The following is a 14,074-nucleotide window of genomic DNA, read 5'->3' on the forward strand; positions in this document are numbered from 1 at the left end:
ATCGCCGCCGGGCACCGGATGGTGCGGAGAGGACGGCGGTGTCGTCTCGGTCATCCTGCTCCCCCCTCGCGGCGACGCGAACCGTCGTCGGCGGGGTGTGCGCGCTCGCACCATCGTCTTTCCCTCACGGTCAAGTGCGAACCGACCGGCGCGAGCAGACTCGCTCTATCGACGATTCCCCTCGTCGTCGGTGCCGTGCGAGCACGGCGTCACCCAGCAAAGGAGCCGACGTGGCCACCCCGACCGAAACATCTCACGGGCACACCGCCCTCCGCTCCGGCGCCCTCGGCGTCGCCGGGATCGTCTTCCTGGTGCTCGCCGCGGTCGCACCGCTGACGGGCATCGTGGTCGTCGCCTCGCTGGCGATCGCCCTCGGCAACGGCGGCGGCACCCCGATGTCGTTCTTCCTCGTCGCCGCGATCCTCCTGCTGTTCGCGGTCGGCTACGCGCAGATGTCGAAGCAGCTGGTCAACGCCGGCGGCTTCTACGCGTTCGTCGTGAAGGGCCTCGGTCGCACCGGCGGACTCATCGCCGGTCTCATCGCCACCCTCGGCTACAACTTCTTCGTCGTCGGCACGATCGGCACCAGCGGCTTCTTCATGCAGAACATCATCCGCGACCTCACCGGTCTCGACGTGCACTGGCTGGTGTGGGGTCTGCTGTCGATCGTCGTGTGCTTCGTGCTCGCGCGGGTCGGCGTCGACTTCAGCTCGAAGATCCTCGGCGTGTGCCTGGTGCTCGAGGTGCTGATGCTCGTCGTGTTCGATGTCTCGGTGCTGGTGCAGACCGGGTACGACCTGGGCGCGTTCAGCCCGGAAGCCGTGTTCTCGGGCTCGCTCCCGATCGGCCTGCTGCTCGCCGCGACCGGCTTCCTCGGCTTCGAGGCGACCGCGCTGTTCAGCGAGGAGGCCAAGCAGCCGCTGCGCACCATCCCCCGCGCCACGTACACCTCGATCATCGCGATCGGCGTCATCCTCGGCGTCACGACCTGGGCCGTGGTCAGCGCGACCGGCGTGGCACAGGCGCAGGCGACGGCGCTCGAGCACCTGCCGACCGGCGACCTCATCTTCTCGATCTCGCAGCAGTATCTCGGCGGTCCGCTCACCATCGTGATGATGGTGCTGCTCCTCGTGAGCCTGTTCGCCGCGATGCTGGCGTTCCACAACTCGGCGACCCGCTACCTGTACTCGCTCGGTCGCGCACGGATCCTGCCGCACGCCCTCGCCCGCACCCGGGCGAACGGCGCCCCGCAGCTCGCCGGCATCGTGCAGGCGTCCTTCGCTGCGATCGTCGCGATCGTGTTCGCGATCGCCGGCGCCGATCCCATCCTCACCCTCGTCCCCGCGATGCTCGGCTTCGGCACACTCAGCGTGCTGATCCTCCAGGGTCTCGCCGCGATCTCGATCGTGGTGTACTTCCGGCGCGCGAACGACCCGCGCTGGTGGAGCACGTTCATCGCCCCGGGCATCGGCTTCCTCGGCATCGCGGCCATCTCCGTGCTGGCCGTCGTCAACTTCGACATCGTCGCCGGATCCCAGGAGCTCGCGATCCGCCTCATGCCGCTGCTGCTGGTCGTGGCCCTCATCGGAGGCATCGTCTACGGCGCGTACCTGAAGCGCTCGAAGCCCGCCGTGTACGAGGGTCTCGCCACCGACCTGGAGAAGTTCAGCGACCGCTGACTCTCCCCCACCACCTCCGAGAGAGAAGGAATCCATGACCACGCTGAACCCCGCAGACACCTCCACCTGGCTGCCGCTCGAGGGCCTCGCCCCCGGATTCGACGCGAACAAGGCTCCGCACAGCACCGCGCTCAGCGGCCGGGAGATCGCCGTCGTCGACGCGCGCGGCACCCGCATCGTGCACCGGTTCGACGACACGACCGTCTCGTGGGAGTACCACCCTGGCGCCGAGGACCCCACCGAGGCCGCAGCGGATACCGACGACTACGAGGCGTTCGAGGTCGACGACGACCTCTACTTCGTGCAGTTCCATCACCGCTACCTGCCGAACGAAGCGGTCTCGCTCGTGCTCGATCTGCGCGCCGGACGCGCACTGGCCGTGATCTCGATCATCCTCCCCGCGCCGGAGCAGGGCCGCACCCGTGTCCAGCACGTCTTCGCGCCGAGCGTGATCGAAGGCGCCGAGGTGTCGGGCGCCGAGGCCGCACCGACGACGACCCTGATCGGACGACGGGTCGAGTGGGTCTACAGCGCCGAGCACGCCTACGAGCACGTCTACCTGTCGTCGCGGTGGTACTCGTGGCAGTGCCTCGCCGGCCCGGAGCGCGGACTCGCCGACACCGACGAGAACAGCGTGTGGGAGGTGCGTCCCGGCATCTACATCTTCGCGTGGCGCGAGAAGGTCATCCCCTGCGCCTCGGTGACCATCGCCGACCACCGTGACGTGAACGCCATCCGCTCGCACGGCGTGCTGTTCGGGCTCGACGAGACGGGCGAGGTGCCGACGCACTTCACGTTCGGCGCGCACGGGCGGCTGCTGTCCACCACGCTCCACGCGCCCGAGCTCGAGCCGGCGACCTTCGGAGACTGAGATGGGGACCGTCGCCGACCTCATCGTCACCGGCTCCGTCATCCGGACCGCCGACCACGAGAATCCGTTCGTCGAAGCCTTCGCGGTCCGCGACGGACGTGTGCTCGCGGTCGGCTCCCTCGCCGATGTCTCACGACTGCGCGGACCGGAGACGCGGATGCTGGACGTCGGGGAGGCGGCGGTCTATCCCGGTTTCGTCGATGTGCACAACCATCACGCGCTGGCCGGACGCACCGACCTGTTCGAGCTGTCGCTGCCGCCGTCGCTGACCCTCGATGAGATCCTCGAGCGCGTGCGCGACAGCGCCGCGACGCTGCCCGCGGACGCCTGGATCGTCGGCGGCGCGGTGCCGACCACGCTGCTGCCTTCGCTGGCGAACACGAGGTCGCGCCGACGACTCGATGACGCGTCCGGCGGGCGCCCGGTGATGCTCATGGAGGACTCACGACACAACCGCTGGGTGAACTCCCGCGCGCTCGAGCTCGCGGGCATCACCACGACGAGCATCCCGCCCTCCGGCGTGACCATGCTCGATCCCGACGACGGCACGCCGACCGGCGTTCTTCTGGAGGCCGCTGGCATCCCGGTGCAGGAGGCCCACGACGCCGGCGGCGGGCTCTCGCCGCAGCAGCATGCGGACGCCTCGCGCCGCGGCGTCGAGCTGCTGAACTCCTTCGGCATCACGACCTTCCAGGACGCGGGTGTGTCGGTCGACATCCTCGACGCCCTCGCGACCCTCGACCGCGCGGGCGAACTGCACGCGTGGGTCGTGTCGTCGCTGCTCGTCAACGACGACATCTTCGGCGTCTCGCCGATCGGCACGCCCCTCATCGAACGAGGCGAGGAGTTCCGCACGGCGCACCACCGCCCCGACTTCGTGAAGATCTTCCTCGACGGCGTGCCGCCGGCGCACACCGCGGCCTTCCTCGACCCGTATCCGGCGGATGCCGCGCACGGCGCGCACTTCCACGGCGAGACGACCATGACGTTCGACGAGCTCCACGGCTGGCTGCGCGCGGTCGCCGACAGAGGTCTCGGCGCGAAGGTGCACTGCGCCGGCGACGGCTCCGCCCGGCTCGTGCTGGATGTCGCCGAGCGGCTGCGTGGCGAGGGCGTCATGACCCCGATCCAGATCGCGCACGGCCAGTTCCTCTCCGACGCCGACATCCCGCGGCTGCAGGCCCTGGACGTGTCGGCCGACATCTCGCCGTTCATCTGGTTCCCCGGCGTCATCCCCCAGGCGCTCGCCGACGTTCTCGGCGAGCGGGCGGAGCACTCGCAGCCGAACCGCGCCCTGATCGACTCGGGGGCACTTGTCGCCGGCGGGTCGGATTGGCCGGTGAGCGAGTCCCCGAACACCCTGGAGGGGCTGCAGGGCCTGGTGACGCGAGCCGATCCGCTCGGGCGCGCACCCGGCGTGCTCTGGCCGGAGCAGGCCATCTCCGCCGAGGAGGCGCTCGAGGTCTTCACGATCAACGCCGCGACGGCCATGGGCCTCGGCGCGGAGACCGGCTCTCTGACGCCCGGCAAGTCCGCGGACTTCGTCGTGCTGGCACGAGACGCGATCGCCGGCCCGCCGGAGGAGATCGTGCGCACGCCCGTCATCTCGACGTGGTTCGCCGGCCGCGAGGTGTACTCCGCCTGACGCGGGTCCGCCCCCTGGACGCCGAAACCCCCACCCGCTCTCATCGCGGGTGGGGGTTTCGAGTCGGACGGGGCTCGGCGGTTCAGTCCGCGAGCACGAACTCCGCCCCGCGCTCGCCGATCATCGCGGCGGGCGCGTTGGTGTTGCCGGTCGGGACCGTGGGCATCACGGACGCGTCGATCACCCGCAGCCCCTCGATCCCGTGCACCCGCAGTCGTGGATCGACCACGGCAGCGGCATCCGTCCCCATCCGGCACGTGCCGACCTGGTGGTGGTAGGTGATGGCGGTGCGACGCACCCAGTCGTCGACGTCGGCGTCCGACACCTCGGGACCGGGATAGACCTCGACGGCACCCCACTCCTCGCCGAGGGCCGGCTGCGCGCCGATGCGGCGGCATTGGCGTACGGATGCCGCGAGCGAGGCGACATCGCGTTCGTCGGCCAGCGCGGCCAGATCGATGTCGGGCTGATCGGCCAGACCGGGGCCGCTGAGCGTCAGCGCACCACGACTGTGCGGGGTCACGAGCCCGGCCATGAGCGTGAAGCCGTCGTCGCCTCGCGGCTCGAGCTCGCCCCACATCGGGACCGAGAAGTGGATCGGCTGCGTGTCGGGCTCCGCCAGATCGTCGCGGCTGCGCCAGAAGAGATGCGTCTGCGTCACCGAGACCCCGGTCTGCGGCGGACCCACCGGGCGCGCGGTCGTGAAGATGACCGGCGAGAGGAGGTGGTCGTGCAGGTTCTTGCCGACCCCCGGCGAATCCTGCACGACCGGGATCCCCAGCGCCTCGAGCTCCGCTGCGGGGCCGATGCCCGATCGCAGCAGGATCGTCGGCGAGCCGATGGCGCCGGCCGAGAGGATGACCTCGTCGGCGAGCACCTCCTCGGAATCGGATCCCTCCCCCAGCCGGACCCCCCGCGCCCGGCCGTCCTCGATGATCACCGAGTGGACCTCTCGTCCGGTGATGATCGTCAGGCTCTCGGCGATCGGCTGCGCGTACGTCGTCCAGGTGTTCACCCTGCGGCCGTCGCGGATCGTGACCTGCTGCTGGGAGACCCCGTCGAGGACGCCGCCGTTGTAGTTCAGATTGTGCGGCAGCCCCTCCTCCACGGCGGCGGCGATGATCGAGGCTTGGATCGGCGAGAGGGCATAGTCGTCGCTCACGTAGAGCAGGTCGTGCTCGATCGCGTCGTACACGGGTTCGACCTCGGACCAGCCCCAGCCGGTCGCACCCGCGCGTTCCCATCCGTCGTAGTCGGATGCGGCGCCGCGCACCCAGATCATGGCGTTGAGGGCGTGCGATCCTCCGGTCACCTTCCCGCGGGGCAGGTGCAGCCGACGGCCGGCCGCGTGTGCCTGCGGCACGGTGAAGTAGTCCCAGTCCTCTGCGGAGTGCCATAGCTCTCCTGCGCGGGAGGGATCGTGGATGGCCGGATTGGTGTCGTACCCGCCGGCTTCGATGAGGGTCACCGCGACGCCGGCATCCGCCAGCCTCCGCGCGACGATGGCCCCCGACGTCCCCGCTCCGACGACGATCGCAGAGCGCATGTTTCAGCCCTTCCGACCGGGGCCGGACACGACCTGCGTCACGGCCACCGACTTGAGCCCTTCGACGCCGAACTCGAGGCCGTAGCCCGAGCTCTTCACCCCGCCGAACGGGACCATCGGATGCAGCCCGCCGTGCGAGTTGACCCACACGGTACCCGCCTGCATGCGCGTGGCAGCCTCCCGCGCCGCCGCCGGATCGCTCGACCAGACCGAGGCGCCGAGTCCCACATCGACCGCGTTCGCCCAGGCGAAGGCCTCGTCGACGTCGGAGTACCGGATCACCGGGAGTGCCGGGCCGAACTGCTCCTCCTGCACGAGCGAGGCGTCGTTGGCGATGTCGGCGACGATCGTCGGGCGGTAGAACAGCTCCCCCAGCTCCGGTGCCGGCTCGCCGCCGGTGACGATGCGCGCGCCGCGGCTCTTCGCGTCGTCGACCAGCCGGGTGACGATGTCGAACTGTGCGCGGTTCTGCAGGGGTCCGAGGACGTTGGCCTCGTCGAGGCCGTTCCCCATCGGAACGGATGCGGCGATCTCGGCGAGCGCGTCGACGACATCGTCGTAGACGGAGTCGTGCACGTAGAGGCGCTTCATCGCGGCGCAGGTCTGACCGGTGTTGATGAAGGCCCCCCAGAAGAGGTCCTGGGCGATGGCGGCGGCATCCGTCCCCGGGAGCACGATGCCGGCGTCGTTGCCGCCCAGCTCGAGAGTGAGACGGGCGAGGTTGCCTGCGGAGCTCTCGATGATGCGTCGTCCGGTCGCGGTCGATCCGGTGAACATGATCTTGGCGACGTCCGGGTGCGACGCGAGCCGCGCGCCCACCTCGCGGTCTCCGGAGATGCCGATCAGCACATCGGCGGGAAGCACCTCGTTCATGACGGCGAGCATCGCGAGCACGCTGAGGGGCGTGTACTCGCTCGGCTTCGCGACGACGGTGTTCCCCATCCGGAGCGAAGGCCCGATCTGCCAGATGGTGATCATCAGGGGCCAGTTCCACGGACCGATCGCGCCCACCACGCCGGCCGCCTTGTAGACGAGCTCGGCGTGGAGCGTCTCGTCGTCGACGAGCACCTGCGGCTCGATCGCGATGCTCGCGTTGGTGCGCAGCCAGGCCGAGCAGGCGCCCAGCTCGAAGCGGGCGTTCGGGCCGTTGAGGGGCTTGCCCTGCTCGCGCGAGAGCAGATGGGCCAGCGCCTCGGCGTTCGCATCGATCGCATCGGCGGCCGCGAGCAGCAGCTCGCTGCGCTTCTCGTGGCCGAGCGCCTCCCATGCCGGCTGCGCGGCGTGGGCCCGCGCGACCGCGTCGTCGAGGTCGGCGACGGCGTGCACCGGCGCGCGGCCGATGACCTCACGGGTCGCGGCGTCGGGGATGTCCCGGCCTGCGCCCTCCGGCGCCTGGATGCGGTCGAGCAGCGCGGCGGCGGCGGCTGCGGCGGATTCGGACATCGGTGACTCTCCTTCGAGCGGGACGGTGCCGGCATCAGGGAGGCCGGTCGTCATCTCATTGTCGGATGCCGTCCGGCACGGCACTTGTCCGGGAGCGCGTCGTAGATGTCCGAGTGCGAAGGATGCCGCGGCTCAGCGCGTGCGCAGACCGTCGAGCGCTACGGTCAGCACGTCTCCCGCGAGCGCGTCGGCGTCCTCGGCTCCGCCGGGGCGGTACCACTCGACGAGCGAGTTGACCATGCCGAAGAGCAGTCGGGTCGCGACCGAGGCGTCGACATCCGCTCGGACGGCACCCTCCTGCTGGGCGGCGCGGACGATGCCCGTGACCTCCTGGTCGAAGGCGCGGCGTCGTTCGAGCGCCCGGCGTTCCACATCGCTGTTGCCGCGGACGCGCAGCAGCAGGGTCACCGACGGCAGGTGCGCGGCGAGCACACGGACGGCGCCCTGGAGCACGGCCGCCAGGCGCTCGCTCGGGACGACCGTCCGCGTGTCGGCGAGCACGCCTTCCAGGCCGTCGAGCGCTTCGCCGAGTGCCGTCTCGAGGATCTCCTCCTTCGAGGAGAAGTGGTGATAGAGAGCGGCCTTCGACAGTCCGAGTCGGGTGGCGAGTGCGGCGACCGAGGTGGCGTCGTAGCCGGATTCGTTGAAGACGGTGACAGACGCGTCGAGCAGGCCGCGTCGGTCGTATCCCGGACGGCCGCGCCGGGCCGGTTCGGTCGCGCCACTCTGACTCATCCCGTCAGTCTGGCAGGTTCGCCCGCTGTTCCCGTGGCAGCTGTGGCGGGTTCGGCGGCCTTCGACCCGCCCGAACGGCCACGGGAGCGAGGGGGTCAGCTCGGCCCGAAGTCCTCGAAGATCAGCGTCGTCCTCGTCGAGCGGATCGACGGGATCGCCTGGATGTCCTCCAGCACGATGCGACGGAGATCCCGCGCATCGTTGGCCCGCACGAGCAGGATGACGTCGAAGTCGCCGCCGACCAGCGCCATGTGCTCGATCTCGGGAATCGCGCGCAGGCGGTCGCGCACGTCCTGCCAGGTCGCCTGTTCGATCGCCAGCGTGACGTACGCGCTCGCGTGATGTCCCAGCAGCACCGGATCGGTGCGCACCGAGTAGCCCGTGATGACGCCGGCATCCGTGAGCCGCTTGATGCGCGCGTGGGCACCGGCGCGCGAGATGTGCACGGCCTCCGCGATCGCCGTCATCGACGACCGGGCATCCCGGCGGAGCTCACCGAGGATCGCGTGGTCGATGTCATCCAGCACGGTCATGGGAACCCCTTCGTTCGTCCATCGAATTCTGACACTTCGAACGCAGAAACGACAATCTGTCACGCTTCGTCCAGCATCTGCTGCAATCCCTTGGACGACTGAGTCCCGAGAGGCATGCTGGGCTCATCGAGTTCGGCAAGGAGGGCGAACGATGCAGCACACCGACATGCTCCCGCGCGACACCGCGGTGCAGTTGATCGACCAGAACGGCGCTCCCGTCGCCGACGAGCAGTACGCGCTCCCCGAGGCGGACGTCCTGCTGCGGGCCTACCGCGGCCTGGTCGAGGGACGACGGATCAATGATCAGGCCGGCGCCCTCGTGCGCCAGGGCCGCCTCGCGGTCTATCCGTCGTCGCACGGCCAAGAGGCGTGCCAGGTGGGCGCGTCCATGGTCCTCGGCGACGCCGACTGGCTGTTCCCGACCTATCGCGACTCGGTCGCCGTCATCGCCCGTGGAGTCGAGCCCGCCGACGCACTGGTCCTCCTCAAGGGCGACTGGCACTCCGGCTATGACGTGCGCGCGCACCGGGTCGCACCGCAGACGACGCCCCTCGCGACGCAGCTCCTGCACGCGGTCGGCTTCGCGCAGGCAGCGAAGCACCGCGGGGAGGACACGGTCGTCCTCGCCCTCTGCGGCGACGGCGCGACGAGCGAGGGCGACTTCCACGAGGCGATGAACTTCGCCGCCGTGTTCCATGTCCCGGTCGTCTTCTTCGTGCAGAACAACGAGTTCGCGATCTCGGTGCCGTTGTCCCGCCAGACCGCCGCCCCCTCCCTCGCGCACAAGGCGATCGGATACGGGATGCCAGGGCAGCGGGTCGACGGCAACGACGTCGCCGCGGTCCTCGCCGTGCTCGGCGAGGCGATCTCCCGGGCACGCGCCGGCGGCGGCCCTTCGCTCATCGAGGCGCACACGTACCGGATGCAGGCGCACACCAACGCCGACGACGACACCCGCTACCGCGAGCGCGCCGAGGTGCAGGAGTGGGTCGCACGCGATCCCCTGCAGCGCCTGCGCACGCACCTCACGGCGACCGGCGCCCTCGACGCGGAGGCCGAGGAGCGGTTCGCGGCCGGCGCGGAGGAGATCGCCGCGGCCATGCGGGCGGCGCTGAACACGGACGCCGACCTCGATCCCGAAGACCTCTTCCGCTTCGTGACCGAGACGCGCTCGTCGCAGCTCGAGGAGCAGTGGCAGCTGCTGCGCGACGAGATCGAACGCTCGCAGCTCGAGACGGAGGGCCACCGATGACCATCGCCCATGACGACATGCGCACCGAGACCGCGGAGCGCCAGGTGACGACCATGAGCATGGCCGCCGCCCTCAACCGGGCTCTCGCCGACGCGATCGAATCCGACCCGGACGTGGTCGTGTTCGGCGAGGACGTCGGCGCTCTCGGCGGCGTCTTCCGCATCACCGATGGACTCACCGCGCGCTACGGCGAGGACCGGTGCTTCGACACGCCTCTCGCGGAGTCCGGCATCGTCGGCACCGCCGTCGGCATGGCCATGAACGGCCTGCGCCCGGTGGTGGAGATGCAGTTCGACGCGTTCGCCCTTCCCGCCTTCGAGCAGGTCGTGAGCCACGTCGCGAAGCTCGGCAACCGCACACGCGGAGGAATGCGGATGCCGCTGGTCATCCGCATCCCGTTCGGCGGCGGCATCGGCGGAGTGGAGCACCACTGCGACTCCTCGGAGGCGTATTACGCGCACACCCCTGGGCTCACCGTGGTGAGTCCCTCCACCCCGCAGGACGCCTACTCCCTGCTGCGTGCGGCGATCGCCTCCCCCGACCCCGTGATCTTCCTCGAGCCGAAGAAGCTGTACTGGAGCAAGGGCGAGGTCGACACGTCGATCACGGCGGAGATCGGCACGGCGCGGATCGCACGGGAGGGCACCGACGTGACCCTGCTCGCGTACGGCGCCTCCGTGTCGCTCGCCCTCGAGGCAGCCGAGGTCGCCGCCGCGGAGGGCCGGAGCGTGCAGGTCGTGGACGTGCGCTCGCTCTCCCCGTTCGACGACACGACGGTGACGGCCGCCGTGAAGTCGACCGGGCGGGCCGTGGTCATCGCCGAGGCTCCCGGATACGCCTCCGTCGCCTCGGAGATCCAGGCGCGTGTCTTCGAGCGGTGCTTCGAGTTCCTCGAGGCGCCCGTGCGCCGGGTCACCGGCTTCGATGTGCCCTACGCACCGCCGAAGCTCGAGCACTGGTATCTGCCCGACGTCGACCGGGTTCTCGACGCGATCGACACGCTGCACTGGGACGAGGACGTATGAGCACCGAGCTGAAGAACGGCACCGCACAGGTCTTCCGCCTCCCCGACCTCGGCGAGGGACTGACCGAGGCCGGACTCGTGCAGTGGCTCGTCGCGGTCGGCGACACGATCGTCACCGATCAGCCCATCGCCGAGGTCGAGACCGCCAAGAGCGTCGTCGAGCTGCCTTCGCCGTTCGCCGGCGTCGTGATCGCGCTGCACGGGGAGGCGGGTGACACGATCGACGTCGGAGCCCCTGTCCTCGAGGTCGCGGGAGCCCCGCAGAACCCGGAGTCGGGTGCCGCGCCCGGCGCCGCCGTGGAGCAGGAGGCCTACCGCGAGGAGGAGCGCGCCGGCTCCGGCAACGTGCTCATCGGCTACGGCACCACGGAGCGCACCGGATCCGGCCGTCGTCGCCGCCCCGCCGCTGCGCGTGCGAAGACTCCCGCAGCTCCCGGAGAGACGTCCGTTTCTCGGACCGTCCCCGCGGAATCATCCGAGAAACCGACGATCCTCCGAGAGACGGACGCCGCATCGCCCCGCCGCCCCGTGGCGGTGCGCTCTCCGCTCGTGCGGCGCCTCGCGCGCGATCTCGGCCTCGACGTGCACACCATCGTCGCGACCGGACCAGACGGCGCCGTGACGCGCGCCGATGTGCTCCGTTCCGCGGTGGACAACGCCGTGGACGGCGCGGCCGCGCATCATCGCGAGACGAGGAGCGCCGCGGTCGGCACCGGTGAGACCGTCGACGGCCTCGGCGTCCGGGCGCGGGAGCGGATGTCACCGTTGCGGAAGGCCGTCAGCGCCAAGCTCAGCCGCAGCAGGGCCGAGATCCCGGAGGCGACCGTCTGGGTCGACGTCGACGCCACCGCCCTCTGGGACCTTCGCGCGCAGATGGCGCCCGAGGGCGGCAGGGCACCGTCGGTCACCGCCCTCCTCGCCCGCTTCGTGCTCCTCGCCCTCGAGGACCACCCCATCCTCGCGTCGCGTCTCAGCGAGGACGCCGGCGAGCTGATCTCGTTCGACGGGGTCAACCTCGGCGTCGCGGCCGACACCGATCGCGGGCTGATGGTCCCGGTGATCCCCGGCGCTCACAGCCTCACGGTCGAGCAGCTCGACGTGGCGCTGCGCGAGCTCGCCACATCGGCCAGGGCCGGATCGCTGCCGCCGGAGCGACTGCGCGGATCGACGTTCACCCTCAACAACTACGGCGGGCTGGGAGTCGACGGATCGGCGGCGATCATCAACCACCCCGATGTCGCCATCCTCGGCATCGGCCGCATCATCGAGCGCCCCTGGGTCGTGGACGGCGAGATCGTGGTGCGGCGCATCGCCCAGCTGTCGCTCGTGTTCGATCACCGCGTCTGCGACGGCGGGTACGCGGCCGGCTTCCTCCGACGCGTGACCGAGCTCATCGAGCATCCGCTGCGCGCCTTCGGGAGGGTCTGATGACGGAGGCGTTCCTCGTCGGCGGAGTCCGCACACCGGTCGGACGCTACGGCGGAGCCCTCGCCGGTGTGCGACCCGACGACCTCGCCGCTCTCGTCGTGCGCGAGGCGGTCGCCAGGGCCGGAATCCCGGATGCCGCGATCGACGAGGTCATCCTGGGAGCGGCCAACCAGGCGGGCGAGGACAACCGGAACGTCGCGCGCATGGCCGTGCTGCTGGCAGGACTCCCCGACAGCGTCCCCGGCATCACGGTGAACCGGCTCTGCGCCTCCGGGATGTCGGCGATCGCGATGGCCGCACAGGCGATCCGCGCCGGCGACGCCGACCTCATCGTCGCGGGCGGTGTCGAATCCATGACCCGGGCGCCGTGGGTGCAGGCGAAGCCCGAGCGCGCGTGGGCGAAGCCCGGTGCGGCATTCGACACTTCGATCGGCTGGCGTTTCACGAATCCCCGCCTGGCCGCGCGCGACAAGGCGACGTTCTCGATGCCCGAGACCGCCGAAGAGGTCGCGCGCCGCGACGGCATCACCCGTGCGGATGCCGACGCCTTCGCTCTCCGCAGTCAGCAGCGCGCCGCCGCCGCGATCGACGCCGGCCGCTTCGCCGCCGAGATCGTCGCCGTGCCCACGCGGTCCGGCGATGTCACGATCGACGAGGGCCCGCGTCGCGACACCAGCCTGGAGGCCCTGGCCGGGCTCCGGCCGGTCGTCGCCGGGGGCGAGGTGGTCACCGCCGGGAACTCCAGCTCGTTGAACGACGGCTCCTCCGCGATCGTGGTCGCGAGCGCCGACGCCGTGCGGCGCTACGGACTCGCGCCGCGCGCCCGCATCCTCGCGGCGACCTCGGCGGCCCTCGCCCCCGAGATCATGGGTCTCGGACCGGTACCGGCCACGGAGAAGGCGCTCCAGCGCGCCGGTTTGGACATCTCCGACATCGGGGCCGTCGAGTTGAACGAGGCCTTCGCTACGCAGTCGCTCGCGTCGATGCGCCGACTCGGCCTCGACCCCGAGATCGTCAATCGGGACGGCGGCGCGATCGCCCTGGGGCATCCCCTCGGCTCGAGCGGATCCCGTCTCGTCGTCACGCTGCTCGGGCGCCTGGAGCGAGAAGGCGTCGAACGCGGTCTCGCAACGATGTGCGTCGGTGTGGGCCAGGGCGCCGCGATGATCGTGGAGCGCGTCTCATGACGCTGCAGGTCGAGGAGCGGACCGACCGGGTCATCGCCGTCCTGGATCGCCCGGAGAAGCGCAACGCCATCGACCAGGAGACCATCGATGCGCTGCATGACCTGTGCGCGTCGCTCGAAGAGCACCCGCGCACGCTCATCCTCACCGGCGCCGACGGCGTCTTCGCCGCGGGTGCCGACATCGCCCAGCTCCGCGAGCGCACGGCCGACGACGCCCGACGCGGCATCAACGCGACGGCGTTCATCCGCGTCCGGGAGTTGCCGATGCCGGTGATCGCCGCGATCGACGGCTACGCGCTGGGCGGCGGCGCCGAACTCGCCTACGCCGCCGACATCCGCATCGGCACACCCGCGCTGCGGATCGGGAATCCGGAGACGGGGCTCGGGATCATGGCCGCGGCCGGCGCCACCTGGCGGCTGCCCGAGATCGTCGGCGAGGCCAGGGCGAGCGAGCTGCTGCTCACCGGTCGCACGCTCGACGCCGACGAGGCGCTCGCCTGGGGGCTCGTCTCGTCCCTGCACCCGGCCGAGGACCTGCTCGGCGCGGCGCACGCCCTCGCCGACCGGATCGCCGCGAACGATCCGCTCGCGACCCAGCACACCAAGCGCGCCCTGCGGACGCCGCGCTCCGAGCACCCCGCGATCGAGTTCGAGCTGCAGGCCGAGCTGTTCGAGTCGCCGGCGAAGCACCGCCGGATGACGGAGTTCCTCGAGAGGCGGGCGCGACGATGA

At 70.8% G+C, this 14,074-nt stretch carries 12 protein-coding genes; 8 read left to right on the forward strand and 4 right to left on the reverse strand.

Going from position 1 to position 14,074, the window contains the following annotated elements; all coding sequences use genetic code 11:
• The first annotated feature begins 230 nt into the window (after positions 1–230).
• From ABS642_RS07805 to ABS642_RS07815, 3 genes are read left to right on the forward strand one after another with little or no spacing between them, the layout of a single operon-like run.
• The gene (locus tag ABS642_RS07805; RefSeq protein ID WP_282214097.1) at positions 231–1,679 is read left to right on the forward strand and encodes an APC family permease; all 1,449 of its coding nucleotides are present in this window, start codon (positions 231–233) and stop codon (positions 1,677–1,679) included.
• Between the two features lie 34 nt (positions 1,680–1,713).
• Positions 1,714–2,550, forward strand: coding sequence for a molybdenum cofactor biosynthesis F family protein (locus ABS642_RS07810; RefSeq protein ID WP_282214098.1), 837 nt, complete (start codon positions 1,714–1,716; stop codon positions 2,548–2,550).
• Between the two features lies 1 nt (position 2,551).
• Positions 2,552–4,195 carry an amidohydrolase gene (locus ABS642_RS07815; RefSeq protein WP_350352877.1) on the forward strand — a complete coding sequence of 548 codons (1,644 nt, stop codon included), beginning with the start codon at positions 2,552–2,554 and terminating at the stop codon, positions 4,193–4,195.
• A gap of 82 nt (positions 4,196–4,277) precedes the next feature.
• On the opposite strand, the gene ABS642_RS07820 is transcribed toward ABS642_RS07815, so the two are convergent.
• The 4 genes from ABS642_RS07820 to ABS642_RS07835 all read right to left on the reverse strand — a co-directional run bounded on the left by ABS642_RS07820 (position 4,278) and on the right by ABS642_RS07835 (position 8,452).
• Positions 4,278–5,741 carry a GMC family oxidoreductase gene (locus tag ABS642_RS07820; RefSeq protein WP_350352878.1) on the reverse strand — a complete coding sequence of 488 codons (1,464 nt, stop codon included), beginning with the start codon at positions 5,739–5,741 and terminating at the stop codon, positions 4,278–4,280.
• Between the two features lie 3 nt (positions 5,742–5,744).
• Positions 5,745–7,184, reverse strand: coding sequence for an aldehyde dehydrogenase family protein (locus ABS642_RS07825; RefSeq protein WP_350352879.1), 1,440 nt, complete (start codon positions 7,182–7,184; stop codon positions 5,745–5,747).
• A gap of 132 nt (positions 7,185–7,316) precedes the next feature.
• Entirely contained in the window at positions 7,317–7,919 is a 603-nt protein-coding gene (locus tag ABS642_RS07830) for a TetR/AcrR family transcriptional regulator (protein WP_350352880.1), read from the reverse strand.
• 95 nt (positions 7,920–8,014) lie between these two features.
• Positions 8,015–8,452, reverse strand: a complete 438-nt coding sequence (locus ABS642_RS07835; RefSeq protein WP_207769925.1) for an Lrp/AsnC family transcriptional regulator — start codon at positions 8,450–8,452, stop codon at positions 8,015–8,017.
• Between the two features lie 151 nt (positions 8,453–8,603).
• Between ABS642_RS07835 and ABS642_RS07840 the strand changes: the two genes are divergently transcribed.
• From ABS642_RS07840 to ABS642_RS07860, 5 genes are read left to right on the forward strand one after another with little or no spacing between them, the layout of a single operon-like run.
• Entirely contained in the window at positions 8,604–9,704 is a 1,101-nt protein-coding gene (locus ABS642_RS07840) for a thiamine pyrophosphate-dependent enzyme (protein WP_350352881.1), read from the forward strand.
• The gene (locus ABS642_RS07845; RefSeq protein ID WP_350352882.1) at positions 9,701–10,729 is read left to right on the forward strand and encodes an alpha-ketoacid dehydrogenase subunit beta; all 1,029 of its coding nucleotides are present in this window, start codon (positions 9,701–9,703) and stop codon (positions 10,727–10,729) included. The genes ABS642_RS07840 and ABS642_RS07845 overlap by 4 nt, the downstream gene beginning before the upstream one ends.
• Complete coding sequence (locus ABS642_RS07850; RefSeq protein ID WP_350352883.1) at positions 10,726–12,156, forward strand: dihydrolipoamide acetyltransferase family protein; 1,431 nt, start codon at positions 10,726–10,728, stop codon at positions 12,154–12,156. The genes ABS642_RS07845 and ABS642_RS07850 overlap by 4 nt, the downstream gene beginning before the upstream one ends.
• Positions 12,156–13,343: an acetyl-CoA C-acyltransferase gene (locus ABS642_RS07855; RefSeq protein ID WP_350352884.1), complete on the forward strand. Its 1,188-nt coding sequence runs from the start codon at positions 12,156–12,158 to the stop codon at positions 13,341–13,343. The genes ABS642_RS07850 and ABS642_RS07855 overlap by 1 nt, the downstream gene beginning before the upstream one ends.
• On the forward strand, positions 13,340–14,074 hold the full coding sequence (locus tag ABS642_RS07860) for an enoyl-CoA hydratase/isomerase family protein (RefSeq protein WP_350352885.1): 735 nt from the start codon (positions 13,340–13,342) through the stop codon (positions 14,072–14,074). Before ABS642_RS07855 ends, ABS642_RS07860 begins: the two co-directional genes overlap by 4 nt.

This window comes from Microbacterium sp. A8/3-1, assembly GCF_040267695.1.
GTDB lineage: Bacteria > Actinomycetota > Actinomycetes > Actinomycetales > Microbacteriaceae > Microbacterium > Microbacterium luteolum.

Bases quoted from the DNA above. Each gene is read 5' to 3' on its own strand.
- ABS642_RS07810 (WP_282214098.1), top strand. From the start codon at position 1,714: ATGACCACGCTGAACCCCGCAGACACCTCCACCTGGCTGCCGCTCGAG.
- ABS642_RS07815 (WP_350352877.1), top strand. From the start codon at position 2,552: ATGGGGACCGTCGCCGACCTCATCGTCACCGGCTCCGTCATCCGGACC.
- ABS642_RS07820 (WP_350352878.1), bottom strand. From the start codon at position 5,741: ATGCGCTCTGCGATCGTCGTCGGAGCGGGGACGTCGGGGGCCATCGTC.
- ABS642_RS07825 (WP_350352879.1), bottom strand. From the start codon at position 7,184: ATGTCCGAATCCGCCGCAGCCGCCGCCGCCGCGCTGCTCGACCGCATC.
- ABS642_RS07830 (WP_350352880.1), bottom strand. From the start codon at position 7,919: ATGAGTCAGAGTGGCGCGACCGAACCGGCCCGGCGCGGCCGTCCGGGA.
- ABS642_RS07835 (WP_207769925.1), bottom strand. From the start codon at position 8,452: ATGACCGTGCTGGATGACATCGACCACGCGATCCTCGGTGAGCTCCGC.
- ABS642_RS07840 (WP_350352881.1), top strand. From the start codon at position 8,604: ATGCAGCACACCGACATGCTCCCGCGCGACACCGCGGTGCAGTTGATC.
- ABS642_RS07845 (WP_350352882.1), top strand. From the start codon at position 9,701: ATGACCATCGCCCATGACGACATGCGCACCGAGACCGCGGAGCGCCAG.
- ABS642_RS07850 (WP_350352883.1), top strand. From the start codon at position 10,726: ATGAGCACCGAGCTGAAGAACGGCACCGCACAGGTCTTCCGCCTCCCC.
- ABS642_RS07855 (WP_350352884.1), top strand. From the start codon at position 12,156: ATGACGGAGGCGTTCCTCGTCGGCGGAGTCCGCACACCGGTCGGACGC.
- ABS642_RS07860 (WP_350352885.1), top strand. From the start codon at position 13,340: ATGACGCTGCAGGTCGAGGAGCGGACCGACCGGGTCATCGCCGTCCTG.